18 protein-coding genes are annotated in these 14,689 nt (G+C 55.1%); 3 read left to right on the forward strand and 15 right to left on the reverse strand.

Annotated features, from left to right (window positions below):
- The 9 genes from ACOTXR_RS18555 to fkpA all read right to left on the reverse strand — a co-directional run.
- Positions 1-281 (reverse strand): GTP-binding protein (locus ACOTXR_RS18555; protein WP_001707331.1); only part of this gene is annotated, 281 nt, incomplete at its 3' end.
- A 69-nt stretch (positions 282-350) separates the two neighbouring features.
- Entirely contained in the window at positions 351-2,465 is a 2,115-nt protein-coding gene (fusA, locus tag ACOTXR_RS18560; RefSeq protein ID WP_014885485.1) for an elongation factor G, read from the reverse strand.
- A 96-nt stretch (positions 2,466-2,561) separates the two neighbouring features.
- The gene (gene rpsG / locus ACOTXR_RS18565) at positions 2,562-3,032 is read right to left on the reverse strand and encodes a 30S ribosomal protein S7 (protein ID WP_003861706.1); all 471 of its coding nucleotides are present in this window, start codon (positions 3,030-3,032) and stop codon (positions 2,562-2,564) included.
- Positions 3,033-3,128: 96 nt separating this feature from the next.
- Complete coding sequence (gene rpsL / locus ACOTXR_RS18570) at positions 3,129-3,503, reverse strand: 30S ribosomal protein S12 (RefSeq protein ID WP_000246815.1); 375 nt, start codon at positions 3,501-3,503, stop codon at positions 3,129-3,131.
- 124 nt (positions 3,504-3,627) lie between these two features.
- Entirely contained in the window at positions 3,628-3,915 is a 288-nt protein-coding gene (gene tusB, locus ACOTXR_RS18575) for a sulfurtransferase complex subunit TusB (RefSeq protein ID WP_014885486.1), read from the reverse strand.
- 7 nt (positions 3,916-3,922) lie between these two features.
- Positions 3,923-4,282: a sulfurtransferase complex subunit TusC gene (gene tusC, locus ACOTXR_RS18580; protein ID WP_058690259.1), complete on the reverse strand. Its 360-nt coding sequence runs from the start codon at positions 4,280-4,282 to the stop codon at positions 3,923-3,925.
- Positions 4,282-4,668 carry a sulfurtransferase complex subunit TusD gene (tusD, locus tag ACOTXR_RS18585; RefSeq protein WP_058690260.1) on the reverse strand — a complete coding sequence of 129 codons (387 nt, stop codon included), beginning with the start codon at positions 4,666-4,668 and terminating at the stop codon, positions 4,282-4,284. The genes tusC and tusD overlap by 1 nt, the downstream gene beginning before the upstream one ends.
- The gene (locus tag ACOTXR_RS18590) at positions 4,668-5,390 is read right to left on the reverse strand and encodes a helix-turn-helix transcriptional regulator (protein WP_014885489.1); all 723 of its coding nucleotides are present in this window, start codon (positions 5,388-5,390) and stop codon (positions 4,668-4,670) included. Before ACOTXR_RS18590 ends, tusD begins: the two co-directional genes overlap by 1 nt.
- A 165-nt stretch (positions 5,391-5,555) precedes the next feature.
- Positions 5,556-6,377 carry an FKBP-type peptidyl-prolyl cis-trans isomerase gene (gene fkpA / locus ACOTXR_RS18595; protein WP_023331457.1) on the reverse strand — a complete coding sequence of 274 codons (822 nt, stop codon included), beginning with the start codon at positions 6,375-6,377 and terminating at the stop codon, positions 5,556-5,558.
- Between the two features lie 237 nt (positions 6,378-6,614).
- On the opposite strand from fkpA, the gene ACOTXR_RS18600 reads away from it, so the two are divergent.
- Positions 6,615-6,833 carry a protein SlyX gene (locus ACOTXR_RS18600; RefSeq protein WP_008503009.1) on the forward strand — a complete coding sequence of 73 codons (219 nt, stop codon included), beginning with the start codon at positions 6,615-6,617 and terminating at the stop codon, positions 6,831-6,833.
- A 52-nt stretch (positions 6,834-6,885) separates the two neighbouring features.
- Here the strand turns inward: ACOTXR_RS18600 and slyD are convergent, their stop codons facing one another.
- The 4 genes from slyD to kefG all read right to left on the reverse strand — a co-directional run bounded on the left by slyD (position 6,886) and on the right by kefG (position 10,144).
- Positions 6,886-7,476, reverse strand: coding sequence for a peptidylprolyl isomerase (slyD, locus tag ACOTXR_RS18605; protein WP_014885491.1), 591 nt, complete (start codon positions 7,474-7,476; stop codon positions 6,886-6,888).
- A 94-nt stretch (positions 7,477-7,570) separates the two neighbouring features.
- On the reverse strand, positions 7,571-7,771 hold the full coding sequence (locus tag ACOTXR_RS18610; protein WP_003861689.1) for a YheV family putative zinc ribbon protein: 201 nt from the start codon (positions 7,769-7,771) through the stop codon (positions 7,571-7,573).
- Between the two features lie 13 nt (positions 7,772-7,784).
- The gene (kefB, locus tag ACOTXR_RS18615) at positions 7,785-9,590 is read right to left on the reverse strand and encodes a glutathione-regulated potassium-efflux system protein KefB (RefSeq protein ID WP_014885492.1); all 1,806 of its coding nucleotides are present in this window, start codon (positions 9,588-9,590) and stop codon (positions 7,785-7,787) included.
- Complete coding sequence (kefG, locus tag ACOTXR_RS18620) at positions 9,590-10,144, reverse strand: glutathione-regulated potassium-efflux system ancillary protein KefG (protein ID WP_021242220.1); 555 nt, start codon at positions 10,142-10,144, stop codon at positions 9,590-9,592. The genes kefB and kefG overlap by 1 nt, the downstream gene beginning before the upstream one ends.
- 135 nt (positions 10,145-10,279) lie before the next feature.
- On the opposite strand from kefG, the gene ACOTXR_RS18625 reads away from it, so the two are divergent.
- Both ACOTXR_RS18625 and ACOTXR_RS18630 read left to right on the forward strand, forming a co-directional pair.
- Positions 10,280-12,184, forward strand: coding sequence for an ABC transporter ATP-binding protein (locus ACOTXR_RS18625; RefSeq protein WP_023331460.1), 1,905 nt, complete (start codon positions 10,280-10,282; stop codon positions 12,182-12,184).
- A gap of 15 nt (positions 12,185-12,199) precedes the next feature.
- The gene (locus tag ACOTXR_RS18630) at positions 12,200-13,132 is read left to right on the forward strand and encodes a LysR family transcriptional regulator (RefSeq protein WP_058690261.1); all 933 of its coding nucleotides are present in this window, start codon (positions 12,200-12,202) and stop codon (positions 13,130-13,132) included.
- A 42-nt stretch (positions 13,133-13,174) separates the two neighbouring features.
- On the opposite strand, the gene mdcH is transcribed toward ACOTXR_RS18630, so the two are convergent.
- Both mdcH and ACOTXR_RS18640 read right to left on the reverse strand, forming a co-directional pair.
- The gene (gene mdcH / locus ACOTXR_RS18635; RefSeq protein WP_058690262.1) at positions 13,175-14,071 is read right to left on the reverse strand and encodes a malonate decarboxylase subunit epsilon; all 897 of its coding nucleotides are present in this window, start codon (positions 14,069-14,071) and stop codon (positions 13,175-13,177) included.
- Positions 14,071-14,688: a malonate decarboxylase holo-ACP synthase gene (locus ACOTXR_RS18640; protein ID WP_058690263.1), complete on the reverse strand. Its 618-nt coding sequence runs from the start codon at positions 14,686-14,688 to the stop codon at positions 14,071-14,073. The genes mdcH and ACOTXR_RS18640 overlap by 1 nt, the downstream gene beginning before the upstream one ends.
- Position 14,689: the final 1 nt, after the last annotated feature.

Here is a 14,689-nt window from a genome sequence, read left to right on the forward strand (position 1 = left end):
GTGATCATGTTTTTAACATAGTCGGCGTGGCCCGGGCAGTCTACGTGTGCGTAGTGGCGAGTCGGGGTGTCATATTCAACGTGAGAAGTGTTGATGGTGATACCACGCGCTTTTTCTTCTGGTGCGTTATCGATCTGGTCGAATGCACGAGCAGCACCGCCGTAGGTTTTAGCCAGAACGGTAGTGATTGCAGCAGTCAGGGTAGTTTTACCATGGTCAACGTGGCCGATAGTACCAACGTTAACGTGCGGTTTTGTACGTTCAAATTTTTCTTTAGACACGGCTATATTCCTTACTATAGTGCTCTCCCCTTCGGAGAGAGCACGGGACTTAGGTTTTAATCCTGTGGATTACTTACCACGGGCTTCAATAACGGCCTGAGCAACGTTGTTAGGCGCATCATCATACTTCAGGAATTCCATGGTGTATGATGCACGACCTTTGGTCAGAGAACGCAGCTGAGTTGCATATCCGAACATTTCAGACAGCGGAACTTCAGCGTGGATCTTAACGCCAGTTACTTCAGATTCCTGACCACGCAGCATACCGCGACGACGGCTCAAGTCACCGATAACGTCACCGGTGTTCTCTTCAGGAGTTTCTACTTCAACCTTCATGATTGGCTCAAGCAGAACTGGTTTTGCTTTCTTAAAGCCTTCTTTAAAGGCAATAGACGCAGCCAGTTTAAACGCCAGTTCAGAGGAGTCAACGTCGTGGTAAGAACCGAAGTGCAGACGGATACCCATGTCAACAACTGGGTAGCCAGCCAGAGGGCCCGCTTTCAGCTGTTCCTGGATGCCTTTATCAACGGCTGGGATGTATTCGCCAGGAATTACACCACCTTTGATGTCGTTGATGAACTCGTAACCTTTCGGGTTAGAGCCCGGCTCCAGTGGGTACATGTCGATCACAACGTGACCGTACTGACCGCGACCACCAGACTGCTTAGCGTGTTTACCTTCAACATCGGTAACTTTCGCGCGAATCGCTTCGCGGTAAGCAACCTGAGGTTTACCCACGTTCGCTTCAACGTTGAATTCACGCTTCATACGGTCAACGATGATGTCCAGGTGCAGTTCACCCATACCAGCGATGATGGTCTGGTTAGATTCTTCATCAGTCCATACGCGGAATGATGGGTCTTCTTTCGCCAGACGGCCCAGAGCCAGACCCATTTTTTCCTGGTCAGCTTTGGTTTTTGGTTCAACCGCGATGGAGATTACCGGCTCTGGGAATTCCATACGCTCCAGAATGATCGGGTGATCCGGGTCACACAGGGTGTCACCAGTGGTCACGTCTTTCAGACCGATAGCTGCAGCGATGTCGCCCGCACGAACTTCTTTGATCTCTTCACGTTTGTTAGCGTGCATCTGTACGATACGGCCAAAACGCTCACGCGCCGCTTTCACGGAGTTCAGGATGGTGTCACCGGAGTTAACCACACCAGAGTAAACGCGGAAGAAGGTCAGGTTACCCACGAATGGGTCGGTAGCAATTTTGAACGCCAGTGCAGAGAACGGCTCGTCGTCGCTTGCGTGACGCTCAGCCGGAGTATCTTTACCGTCGTCCAGGATGCCGTTGATCGCAGGAACGTCAACCGGGGATGGCAGGTAGTCAACTACCGCATCCAGCATCGCCTGAACACCTTTGTTCTTGAACGCAGAACCACAGGTTACCAGGATGATTTCGTTGTTCAGAACACGCTGACGCAGAGCTTTTTTGATCTCTTCTTCAGTCAGTTCTTCACCACCCAGGTATTTCTCCATCAGCTCTTCAGAAGCTTCAGCAGCGGATTCGATCAGGTTCTGGTGCCATTCGTCAGCCAGGTCCTGCATCTCAGCCGGGATGTCTTCGTATTCGAAGGTCACGCCCTGGTCTGCGTCGTTCCAGTTGATGGCTTTCATTTTCACCAGGTCGATAACGCCGGTGAAGCCTTCTTCAGCACCAATTGCCAGCTGCAGCGGAACAGGGTTCGCGCCCAGACGGGTTTTGATCTGACCAACAACTTTCAGGAAGTTAGCACCCATACGGTCCATTTTGTTAACGAACGCGATGCGTGGAACTTTATATTTGTTCGCCTGACGCCATACGGTTTCAGACTGTGGCTGAACACCACCAACTGCGCAATAAACCATTACCGCGCCGTCGAGCACACGCATGGAACGTTCTACTTCGATGGTGAAGTCAACGTGCCCTGGGGTGTCGATGATGTTTACGCGATGCGGTTCGTACTGCTTAGCCATACCTGACCAGAATGCAGTAGTCGCTGCGGAGGTGATAGTGATACCACGCTCCTGCTCCTGTTCCATCCAGTCCATGGTGGCTGCGCCGTCATGAACTTCACCGATTTTATGGTTTACACCGGTGTAGAACAGAATACGTTCGGTAGTAGTGGTCTTACCGGCGTCGATGTGCGCACTGATACCGATGTTACGGTAGCGTGCGATGGGTGTTGTACGAGCCATTTGATTCCTCGTTTGTTTCTTTAGGCGTTCAGTTAAGTTACCCAGAGCGGGCGGCTTCTCTGAAGCGCCCGCCTGGTGACTAATACTCCGAAGGGATTACCAACGGTAGTGTGCGAACGCCTTGTTGGCTTCTGCCATACGGTGAACGTCTTCACGTTTCTTAACTGCAGTACCTTTGTTTTCTGCAGCATCAGAAAGTTCGTTCGCCAGACGCAGAGCCATGGATTTATCACCGCGTTTACGAGCAGCTTCAACGATCCAACGCATTGCCAGAGCATTACGACGAACCGGACGAACTTCAACTGGAACCTGATAAGTAGAACCACCAACGCGGCGGGACTTAACTTCTACAGTTGGGCGAACGTTGTCGAGAGCGACTTCGAAAGCTTCCAGTTCATTTTTACCAGAACGCTGAGCCAGGGTCTCAAGCGCGCTGTATACGATGGCTTCTGCAGTAGATTTTTTACCATCTACCATCAGGATATTTACAAATTTTGCCAGCAGTTCTGATCCGAACTTCGGATCTGGAAGAATTTTACGCTGACCAATGACGCGACGACGTGGCATGGGAATACTCCGTTGTTAATTCAGGATTGTCCAAAACTCTACGAGTTTAGTTTGACATTAAGATAAATCAGTTTGGCCTTACTTAACGGAGAACCATTAAGCCTTAGGACGCTTCACGCCGTACTTGGAGCGAGCCTGCTTACGGTCTTTAACACCTGAGCAGTCCAGCGCACCACGAACGGTGTGGTAACGAACACCCGGAAGGTCTTTAACACGACCGCCACGGATCAGGATCACGGAGTGCTCCTGCAGGTTGTGACCTTCACCACCGATGTAGGAAGTCACTTCGAAACCGTTAGTCAAACGCACACGGCATACTTTACGCAGTGCGGAGTTTGGTTTTTTAGGAGTGGTGGTATATACACGAGTACATACACCACGTTTCTGCGGGCAGGCTTCCAGTGCAGGCACGTTGCTTTTTGCAACTTTGCGTGCACGTGGTTTGCGTACCAGCTGGTTAACTGTTGCCATTAAATAGCTCCTGGTTTTAGCTTTTGCTTCGTAAACACGTAATAAAACGACCTCATACAATATGAGGACGCGAAATTTTAGGGCTACGTCGAAAAGGTGTCAAGAAATATACAGCGATCTCGGATCACCAGTTCATTTGACTGGCGTGCGTCACAGTAAGATTGACGAAATCAGTATAGCCAACCACGTCGATTTTGGCTGAAATTTGACCAGAAAGACCTCGCGCGTCCAGATCGTCCTTCAGCGCAGAGACTGTTATGGGGGCATTCGTGAGAATTTCAACGAAACGACTGCCTTCCAGAGCGGCAAGCACGCCGTCCTGAATGAGCAGCAAATCATCACCTTCGCGCAGCATGCTCAACAGTGTGTCGATATCACATTGCCACGGTGAGTGGCTCAGAATATGGAGCATGGTGGCCTCAGAACGTCAAAACGGTGTCGTAGTGGGAAAGGTGTTCACGCAGATCAGAGGAAGGTAAGATCGTCACATCCAGCATAAAAGACGACTTATCACTCAAACCGCGCGCCGTTAAGGAGTCGGCACAGACATAGCTGGTTTCGATATCGTAAAGCGGCAGCACTTTGAAGGTCGCGATGTAATCGCGCGCCAGGATGGCCTGAGGCTGTTGGCCCGCGAGCAGTTGAAACACCCCGTCCCCCAGAAAGAAGACGCCGATATCTTCTGTTAATGCCGATGTCGCAAGTAACGCATCCAGCCCTTCGCGGCCCGAGGCGCTACCGTGCGGTGCAGAAGTAAAAACAAATGCCACGCGCTTCATCAGAATTGCACCACTCTGTCGCAGGTTAGCGCCGCCTGAGCCAGCTCGCCCAGACCACTCAACGAAAAGCCAGGCTGAAGGTTAGCGCCCGATAACCCCAGGCGATCGGCTTCGGTTGCATCCGTCACGCCGCGACGCAGTGCCGCCGCCACGCAGATGTTCAGCTTAACGCCCTGCTTTTCATTTAACGCCTGCCACGCGCGGACCAGATCAAACTCATCGCTCGCCGGTGACGTGAACTGGTTCGCGTTATACACCCCTTCCCGATAGAAAAAGACGCTCGCCAGTTCATGTCCGGCCGCCAGTAGCGCATGCGCAAACTGCAGCGCGCTGCTGGCCTGCTGAGTGCCGTACGCCGGGCCTGTCACCATTAACGCAAAACGCATTACTTATCTTGCCCTACGAAGTCGCCGCTTTTGAACTGGCGGATGTAGAGGTAGACCGTATGCTTGGAGATATTCAGACGATCGGCCACCTGGTTAATGGCGTCTTTGATATCAAAAATCCCTTTCTCGTAGAGATTGAGTACGATCTGACGATTCTTGGCATTGTTCGAGACGTTGCGATCGGCATTCACCTCTTCAATCGTAAACTCAAGCGTTTGAGTCACCAGATCTTCTACGGAGGAGGCAAAGTTAACGGAGGAGCCAACGTCTGGCGTTTCAGGCGGAATAAAGGTGCTCATGATCTGCGAGAAAGGCACATCAAGGTTCATGTTGATGCACAGCAGCCCAATCACACGATGTTCGCGGTTTCGAATCGCGATAGTTTCTGATTTCATCAGCACGCCGCTTTTGGCGCGGGTGAAATAACATTTGGAGACGCTGCTGTCCGCGCCGGTCATGTCATGCAACATACGCAATGCAAGGTCGGTGATTGGCGAACCAATTTTACGGCCGGTATGCTCACCATTAGCAATGCGGATGGCGGAACACTTCAGATCTTGCAGGGAGTGCAATACGATTTCGCAGTGGGAACCAATGAGCATCGCTAACCCGTCCACCACCGCCTCATAGGATTTAAGAATATCGAAGTCGGTCTGGTCAAAAGGACGTTGATCCAGCAAATCAAGTTCACTGGTTTCGTTGGTTAAAAGCGACCTGGACATGAAAAAAACACTCCTTTTCAGGAGCCTGTCGTTAGGTTTTCAGGGCAGGCTCATTATCTACACGGACAACTAAATTAATACAGCGTACCAGACGCTTTCCAGTGTTAATTATATCTGCCCCGCAATAAAAAAACCGCCGCCTTAAAGGCGGCGGTTTTCATTACATTACTTCTTAGCGTCTGTCGCAGCTTTCTGATCTGCCTGCGCTTCCGGTTTCGCATCCGCTTTCGGTGCTGGTTTAATGTCCAGCAGCTCTACGTCGAAGACCAGCGTGGAGTTAGCCGGGATACCCGGAACGCCCGTTTTGCCGTAGGCCAGATCCGGTGGAATAACCAGCTTGATCTTGCCGCCTTTCTTGATGTTTTTCAGGCCTTCAGTCCAGCCAGGAATCACACCGTCCAGACGGAAGGAGAGCGGCTCACCGCGGGTGTAAGAGTTATCGAACTCTTTACCGTCGATCAGCGTACCTTTGTAGTTTACGACAACAGTATCGCTGTCTTTCGGCGCATCGCCGGTGCCTTCTTTCTCAACTTTGTACACCAGGCCAGTAGAGGAGGTCTTCACACCCTTCTCTTTAGCAAAGGTATCGCGGTAGGCTTTGCCTTTCGCTTCGTTGTCTTTCGCGTCCGCTTCCATCTTGGTCTGAGCGGCACCCTTCACGCGTGCTTCGAACGCCTGCAGCGTCTGCTCAATTTCCTGGTCAGACAGCTTGCTCTTATCCGCAAATGCGTCTTGTACGCCTGCGATCAGCTGGGCTTTATCCAGTTTGATGCCCAGTTTCTCTTGTTCTTTCAGAGAGTTTTCCATGTAACGACCCAGAGATGCGCCCAGTGCGTAGGCGGATTTCTGGTCGTCATTTTTGAACGCCGCTTTGCTGTCTGCAGTGGCAGCAGGCTTCGCAGCAGTATCAGCAGCGAATGACAGCGGCGCGTTCAGCGCAACAGCCATCGTCGTCGCCAGCAGCGTTACTTTAAACAGTGATTTCATCCATATCTCCAGGGCCTGGGGACTCTCACCCCAGCGTTAAACGTAAATGAGTGACGTACTATAAAACGTTGCAGAAGAAATCTACAGACAGACACTCCCAATTCTCACCACTTTTCAGACTATTTTTGTTTAAATAAGTTTCTTGCCAGCGGGATAGAGACTGCACTTAAGGATAAACTCAGTTAAACTGCGCCGCCGCTGGACCATCAGGTAAATCAGACATAAACGAGGTGAATGATGAAGGATACAACGATAGAAGCGAGAATGGCTGAGCTGGAAAGCCGCCTGGCTTTTCAGGACATCACCATCGAAGAGCTAAACCAGACCGTCACAGCACATGAACTCGAAATGGCGAAGCTGCGGGATCACATGCGTCTGCTGACGGAAAAGCTAAAGGCAACGCAGCCGTCAAACATTGCCTCTCAGTCTGAAGAGACACCACCACCTCATTATTGAGGCGTAAAAAAAGCGGGGTTCCCCCGCTTTTTTTATTTTCCGCTTAGCGGAATTAGTGGCAACCGCAGCCGCCGTTACCGCAACCACCTTTGCCATGGTCATGACCATGGTCGTGATCGTGGCCGTGACCACCGCAGCAGCCGTCGTGGCCGTGATCGTGGTCATGGTCGTGACCGTGCGCACCGTGAACGTGGCCATGAGCCAGCTCTTCTTCGGTCGCTTCACGGATCGCAACAACTTCTACGTTGAACTTCAGGTTCTGGCCAGCCAGCATGTGGTTGCCGTCAACCACAACGTGGTCGTCTTCAACTTCAGTGATTTCAACAGGCACTGGACCCTGGTCAGTTTCAGCCAGGAAGCGCATGCCAACCTGCAGTTCGTCAACGCCCATGAACACGTCTTTAGGAACGCGCTGAACCAGGTTGTCGTCATACTGACCGTAAGCGTCGTTCGCGCCGACAGCAACGTCGAATTTGTCGCCAACTTCATGACCTTCCAGCGCAGTTTCCAGGCCGGAAATCAGGGAACCGTGGCCATGCAGGTAGTCCAGCGGCGCACTCACCGGAGACTCATCAACCAACACACCGTCTTCTGTACGTACCTGATAGGCCAGGCTGACCACCAGGTCTTTTGCTACTTTCATGATATCTCCTGAGCGTGGGAAAATTGCTGGCGCAGATTGTAGCGGAAATCTGCACCCGTGTACCCTTTAGCTTAAAAAAACTCAGGGCATATCGCTAGTCCGGATGAAAAATGCCGATCACTTGCTCTTCTTTGCGAACATGATCGCGGGCCTCTTTATCGGCCTCACGCATCTGGTGACCACACTTAACACACTCAACGATATCAATATTATTTTCTCGCCACATCGCCAGAGTATCTTGCGCCTGGCAGGACGGGCATTTTGCACCTGCGATAAAGCGTTTACGGACAGCCATCTTTCGTTACCCTTCATTCAAATTCATCCCAGCCATCAAGCTGGCGTCGTTCCTGTTGCATCTCTCGCTGGAAGATCTCCTCCAGCTCGCGACGCGCTTCCCGCACGCGGGAGATCTGCGCCGTGTCGGTATGTACCGGCATCAGTTCGCGCAGCATTCGCATATCCAGCCGACGGAAGTGCATCTGGGCACGTTGCGCCTGATGAGGATGCATGCCCAGCGAGATCAACGCCTTACGGCCTAACTCCAGCGCACTGGAGAACGTCTCACGGGAGAAGTGTTTCACACCCGCCTGCAACAATTCGTGAGCTTCAACACGTCCCCGGGCACGCGCCAGTATATGCAAGTGCGGGAAGTGCTGTTGACACAGCTCCACCAGTTTCATCGTGTCTTCCGGATCGTTACAGGTGATCACGATGGACTCGGCGGCCTCAGCGCCCGCCGAGCGCAGCAGCTCAAGCTGGGTCGCGTCGCCGTAATAAACCTTGTAGCCATATTTACGCATCAGGTTAACCGCACTGATATCGCGTTCCAGCACCGTAATGCGCATCTTATTCGCCATCAACAGGCGACCAATCACCTGCCCGAAGCGGCCAAAGCCCACCACTATCACCTGGGGTTTATCGTCTTCTACCCATGGCGCTTCATCTTCATCGTCCGTCGGGTTTAAGCGGCGCGACAGCAGTTTATCCACCAGCTTCATCAGCAGCGGCGTGGTCATCATCGACAGCGTCACCGTCACCAGCAGCAGCGCCATCTGATCGTCCTTAAACAGCTTCTGAGAGGACGCGGCGGAAAACAGCACAAACGCGAACTCTCCCCCCTGGCTTAACACGCTGGCAAACTGCATACGTTCCGAACTGCGCAACCCGTAAATACGCGCCATGACGTACAGCACCAGCATTTTCACCGCCACCAGGATGGCGACGCTGACCACAACCCAGAGCAGATGGGTATAAAGCACACCGAGATTGAGCGCCATCCCCACCGAAATAAAGAACAACCCTAACAGGAGCCCTTTGAAGGGATCGATGGCAATTTCCAGTTCGTGACGATACTCGCTCTCCGCCAGCAGCACCCCGGCGATAAAAGTACCCAGCGCCATTGATAGCCCCAGCGCGTCCATAAACAGCGCCGAGCCAAGCACCAGCAACAGCGTCGCAGCGGTAAACACTTCACGCACGCCCGATGCGGCAATAAAGCGGAACACCGGACGCAACAAGAAGCGTCCGCCAATCAGCATGCCCGCAAAAGCCAGCACCTTCATGGAAATCTTTGCCCAGTCGAAGCTATCGTCGCCAGAACCCGCCAGCAGCGGCACCAGCGCCAGCGCCGGGATCACCGCTAAATCCTGAAACAGCAGCACCGAAAAGCCCAGCTGCCCGGCTTCATTGCGGTTCATCCCTTTGTCGCGCATCAGCTGCAACGCCATCGCCGTCGACGACATGGCGAGACCAATCCCGCCAATCACCGCGGCCTGCCAGGAAAAGTGGGTCAGCATTAGCAGGCCAGCCAGAATCGCGGCGCTGAACAACACCTGCGCGGCACCCACGCCAAAGATAGAGCGTCGGAGCTGCCACAATTTAGAGGGATTCAGTTCCAGACCGATGATGAACATCAGGAACACCACGCCTAGCTCGGAGAAATGGAGAATTTCATCCACATCGCTGATGAATCCCAGTCCCCAGGGACCAATGGCGATCCCCGCGAGCAAATATCCCAGTACCGCACCGATGCCGAGACGGGCGGCAAGCGGAACCGCGACGACGGCCGCAAATAAAAACAGTACCCCGGCGAGGAGCAAATTCGATCCTTCCATTAACGACCTCCTGCCGGAATCGGCGATGCCAGCCACTCGCCATAGGCTCTGGCGTGGCTGGCCAGTTCTTTCGGATCCTGACGCCGTGCCCAGTAGACAATGATCGGGCTCATCCAGTGCATACGGCACATCGCCGCCGTCAGCTCGAATGGCCGCAGGATATCGCTCATCGGATAACGGTTCAGCCCGTCGTGACGGTAAGCACTTTCGGGTTCACCGGTGGTGATCACGCTGCGCCAGTACTTTCCCGCCAGCTGGTTTCCCCCCACCCCACTGGAGAAGCCGCGGCTCAGCACGCGGTCCAGCCACTCTTTCAGCAGTGCCGGACAGCTATAGGTATAAAGCGGGTGCTGGAACACAATCACGTCATGCTGACGCAGCAGTTCCTGCTCGTACGGAATATCAATAAAGAAATCAGGATAGTGCGCGTAGAGATCGTGCACCGTAACGTTACTGAGCTGTGTGGCCGGCTTAAGCAGCACCCGGTTCGCCACCGAGTCCTGAGATTCCGGATGGGCATACAGCAGCAGCACTTTCGCTGTCTGAGACATCATTCCCCTCCCGGTCGTGTTTCTGTTTTTGTGTATCGTTGTTGTTTTGGGCTACCATGGCGGCCCGGTGCGGAAAATGGCCCACACCTTACATTATCATAATGACAAATTAACATAGTCGGAACATACGGCGCTTCTATGATTGTTTTCTCCTCGTTACAAATTCGTCGCGGCGTGCGCGTTCTGCTCGATAACGCCACTGCTACCATCAACCCGGGCCAAAAAGTGGGTCTGGTCGGCAAAAACGGCTGTGGCAAATCCACGCTGCTGGCGCTGCTGAAAAACGAGATTAGCGCGGATGGCGGAAGCTTTACTTATCCGGGAAACTGGCAGCTCGCCTGGGTGAACCAGGAGACGCCTGCCCTGAGCGAACCGGCCCTCGACTATGTTATCGACGGCGACCGTGAATACCGCAAACTCGAAGCGGAACTCCACGCCGCCAACGAGCGCAACGACGGTCACGCCATCGCCACCGTTCATGGCAAGCTGGACGCCATCGACGCGTGGACCATTCGCTCCCGCGCCTCCAGCCTGCTGCACGGCCTGGGCTTCAGCAATGAACAGCTGGAACGCCCGGTCAGCGACTTCTCCGGCGGCTGGCGTATGCGCCTCAACCTGGCGCAGGCGCTGATCTGCCGTTCTGATCTTTTGCTACTTGATGAACCGACTAACCACCTCGATCTCGATGCGGTTATTTGGCTGGAGAAGTGGCTTAAGAGCTATCAGGGCACTCTGATTCTGATCTCCCACGACCGCGACTTCCTCGATCCGGTGGTGGATAAAATCATTCATATCGAACAGCAAACGATGTTCGAATATACCGGCAACTACAGCTCTTTCGAGCGCCAGCGCGCGACGCGCCTGGCCCAGCAGCAGGCGATGTACGAAAGCCAGCAGCAGCGCGTGGCGCACCTGCAAAGCTTTGTGGATCGCTTTAAGGCCAAAGCCTCTAAAGCCAAGCAGGCCCAGAGCCGCATCAAGATGCTGGAACGCATGGAGATGATTGCCCCGGCGCACGTCGATAACCCGTTCCACTTCAATTTCCGCGAACCGGAAAGCCTGCCGAATCCACTGCTGAAAATGGAAAAAGTGAGCGCGGGCTATGGCGATCGCATTATTCTCGACTCCATCAAGCTCAACCTGGTGCCGGGTTCACGTATCGGTCTGCTGGGGCGTAACGGCGCCGGTAAATCAACGCTAATCAAACTCCTGGCGGGCGAACTTAACCCGGTCAGCGGCGAAATCGGCCTGGCGAAAGGCATTAAGCTTGGCTATTTCGCTCAGCATCAGCTGGAATTTTTACGCGCGGATGAATCGCCTATCCAGCACCTTGCGCGTCTGGCACCGCAGGAAATGGAGCAGAAGCTGCGCGATTACCTCGGCGGCTTCGGCTTCCAGGGCGATAAAGTCACCGAAAACACAGAGCGTTTCTCCGGCGGTGAAAAAGCCCGCCTGGTACTGGCGCTGATCGTCTGGCAGCGCCCGAACCTGCTGCTGCTCGATGAACCGACCAACCACCTGGATCTCGACATGCGTCAGGCGCTGACCGAAGCGCTGATTGAGTTCGAGGGCGCGCTGGTGGTGGTCTCGCACGATCGTCACCTGATCCGCTCCACCACAGACGATCTCTACCTGGTGCATGATGGCAAAGTTGAACCGTTCGACGGCGATCTGGAAGACTACCAGCAGTGGCTGACGGACGTGCAGAAGCAGGAAAACCAGCCGGACGAGTCGGCGAAAGACAATGCCAACAGCGCCCAGGCGCGTAAAGACCAGAAGCGCCGGGAAGCGGAGCTGCGCACCCAGACTCAGCCGCTGCGTAAAGAGATTGCCCGTCTGGAAAAAGAGATGGAGAAGCTCAACGCCACGCTTGCCACCGTTGAAGAGAAGCTGGGCGACAGCGGCCTGTACGATCAAAGCCGTAAAGCGGAGCTGACGGATTGCCTGCAAACGCAGGCAAAGACCAAGTCGAGCCTCGAAGCGTGCGAAATGGCATGGCTGGACGCGCAGGAACAGCTGGAAGCGATGCTGCAGGCCGACTAACACACCGGGAGGGTTATGCGTTTCGATACCACGAGCGAGATTACATTCCGCAAACTCAGCATCTTCATGACCTTCATGGAGAAAGGGAATATCGCCCGTACCGCCGAAACGCTCGGGCTGAGCGGTGTCAGCGTGCACCGCGCGCTGCACACGCTGGAAGAGAACGTGCGCTGCCCGCTTTTTACCCACAAGGGGCGCAATCTGATTGCGCTGCCTTCCGCCTGGACGCTGCTGGAATATTGCCAGGAAGTCATGCAGGTGATGGAGCGCGGGCTGGAAGAGTCGCGCAAAATCGCCGGTATCGGCCAGGGTCGGTTGCGCGTCGGTACGCTCTACTCGCTCACCCTGGAAACCGTACCGCGCCTGATTATGGGCATGAAATTACGCCGTCCGGATCTGGAGATGGATCTGACGATGGGCTCTAACGACACGTTGCTACACATGCTGGACGAAGGGTCGCTGGACGCCATATTGATCTCCATCTCCGAAAGCGATATCGACCGTAACAGCCTCGAAGTACTGCCCCTGTTTCACGACGACATTTTCCTTGCCGCGCCCGCGTCCGCCACGCTGAACGCCCATGGGCCAGCGGATCTTCGTGATTACAAACACCAGAAATTTGTCTCGCTGGCAGAAGGGTTTGCGACCTACGCCGGGTTTCAGGAGGCGTTTCATATCGCCGGATTCGAACCGGAGATCGTCACTCGCGTGAATGACATTTTCTCAATGCTGAGCCTGGTGCAGGCGGGGGTCGGTTTTACGCTGATGCCGGGGAGGATGAAGAAAGTGTATGAAAATTCGGTGCAGCTACTGAAGCTGGCGCAGCCGTATCAGATGCAGCAGTTGATCGCCATCGTCTTTGCCCGCAACCGCGAGCAGGATCCCAGCCTGCGCGCACTGGCCGCCGAAGGGCGGATGTATGCGCGCAGCTTGCAGGAAGGTGCCTGATGTTATTGCCCGGTGGCGGCTGCGCCTTACCGGGCGAAAAATCTACGCTCGAATCCGACCCGCCAGATGCACCGCCACATCCACCCCGCTGCGTTCCAGCGATATAGACTCCCCTTCCCACGCCGCCTGTCGCGTTAAGCAGGTCAGCACGCCGCCGGGCGGCATCTCAATAGCCAGTCGCGCGTCGCGTTCGTTGGCGGAAATGACTGCCTCCTGCCAGCGCACGGTGCGGGCCATATTCATCGCCAGATCGTCGGCGATCTTCTCCGGCTGCCACAGCACGCGGCCGGTGCTGCCGCTAAGATACGCTAAGCGTGGGCGAGAGAGCGTCACTTTTTCAAACGCCGCCACCAGCTTCTGCGCCGGCTCCGCCAGCAGCGCGCAGTGCGATGGTACGCTGACCGCCAGTCGTTTGGCCTTGCTCGCCCCTTTCGCCAGCGCGCGCTCGGCTACCTGCGCCATCCCGTCATCGCGTCCGGCGATCACAATCTGCGTTTCGGCGTTCAGGTTCGCGATATACGTGCCCGTGCCTTCGATAAGCTGTTCCACCTGCGACAGGGCCAACCCCATAATCGCCGTCAGGCCATAGCCGTGCGGATATGCCTGCTCCATTAAATCGCCACGCAGCGCGACCAGCCTAAGCGCGTCGGTGAAATCCAGCGCGCCCGCGATAACCGCCGCCGGGTATGCGCCAATGGACAGCCCGCTGACGATATCCGGCGTCACGCCGCGACGTTCAAGCTCGCGTGCCCAGGCCACGCCTGAAATCAACAGACAAAGTTGAACCGCGCGGGTGTGGCGTAACGAGGCTGCACTGTCCAGCGTATCGACTTCGCTTCCCAGTACCTTACGCGCCTGAGCCAACGCCGTTCCCGGCAGGTTATGCAGCATACCTTCATGCTGCGTGCCCTGCCCCGGAAAGGTAAACAGTATTTTCATTACTCCTCCCTGCGCCACGGGTCCGTTACCAGACGCGGTCCGCGGCGCGTTTTCAGCAGCGTTTTGCCGTCGCGCAGCCACTCCGCCAGCGCAAATCCCCCTTCGGGTGTATCGACCTGCGTATCCGCCCGGCACAATGCGCGGCTCAACTGCGACTGCCATGCGGTAAACGCATCAGGGGAAATCGGCTGAGGGGCGCGGATCACCAGGTCGAGATCGCTGTCGGCGTGGATAACCGGAATACCGGTCGCCAGCGCATAGCCAGTGCTGCCGGTAATGCCCCACGACCATGGCCACAGCTGCTGAGAAAGTTGTAGCGCCACCTGTACCGGTGGCTGCGTCACAAAGGGCGAGCGCAGCAGATCCGCCGTTACGCTCAGTGATTCGGGTGACACCACACGCGTTACGTGTTCTGGTTTCACCCATCCGGCTGCCCGCTGGTCGCGGCGCAGGCCGCGCACGCCAACGGGAATACGGCCAGCGTTATCAACATCACGCCGCACTACGACCGGCAAACCGGTATGCCAGGCCGCCTCCACCCAGTCGTCGGTGATGCCTTCCAGCGCGTCTCGCGCGGTAAGCCAGATGAGGTCGTGGGGGCGTAATGTTATGGTCATG

This window comes from Enterobacter cloacae complex sp. IR53030 (assembly GCF_049238365.1).
GTDB lineage: Bacteria > Pseudomonadota > Gammaproteobacteria > Enterobacterales > Enterobacteriaceae > Enterobacter > Enterobacter kobei.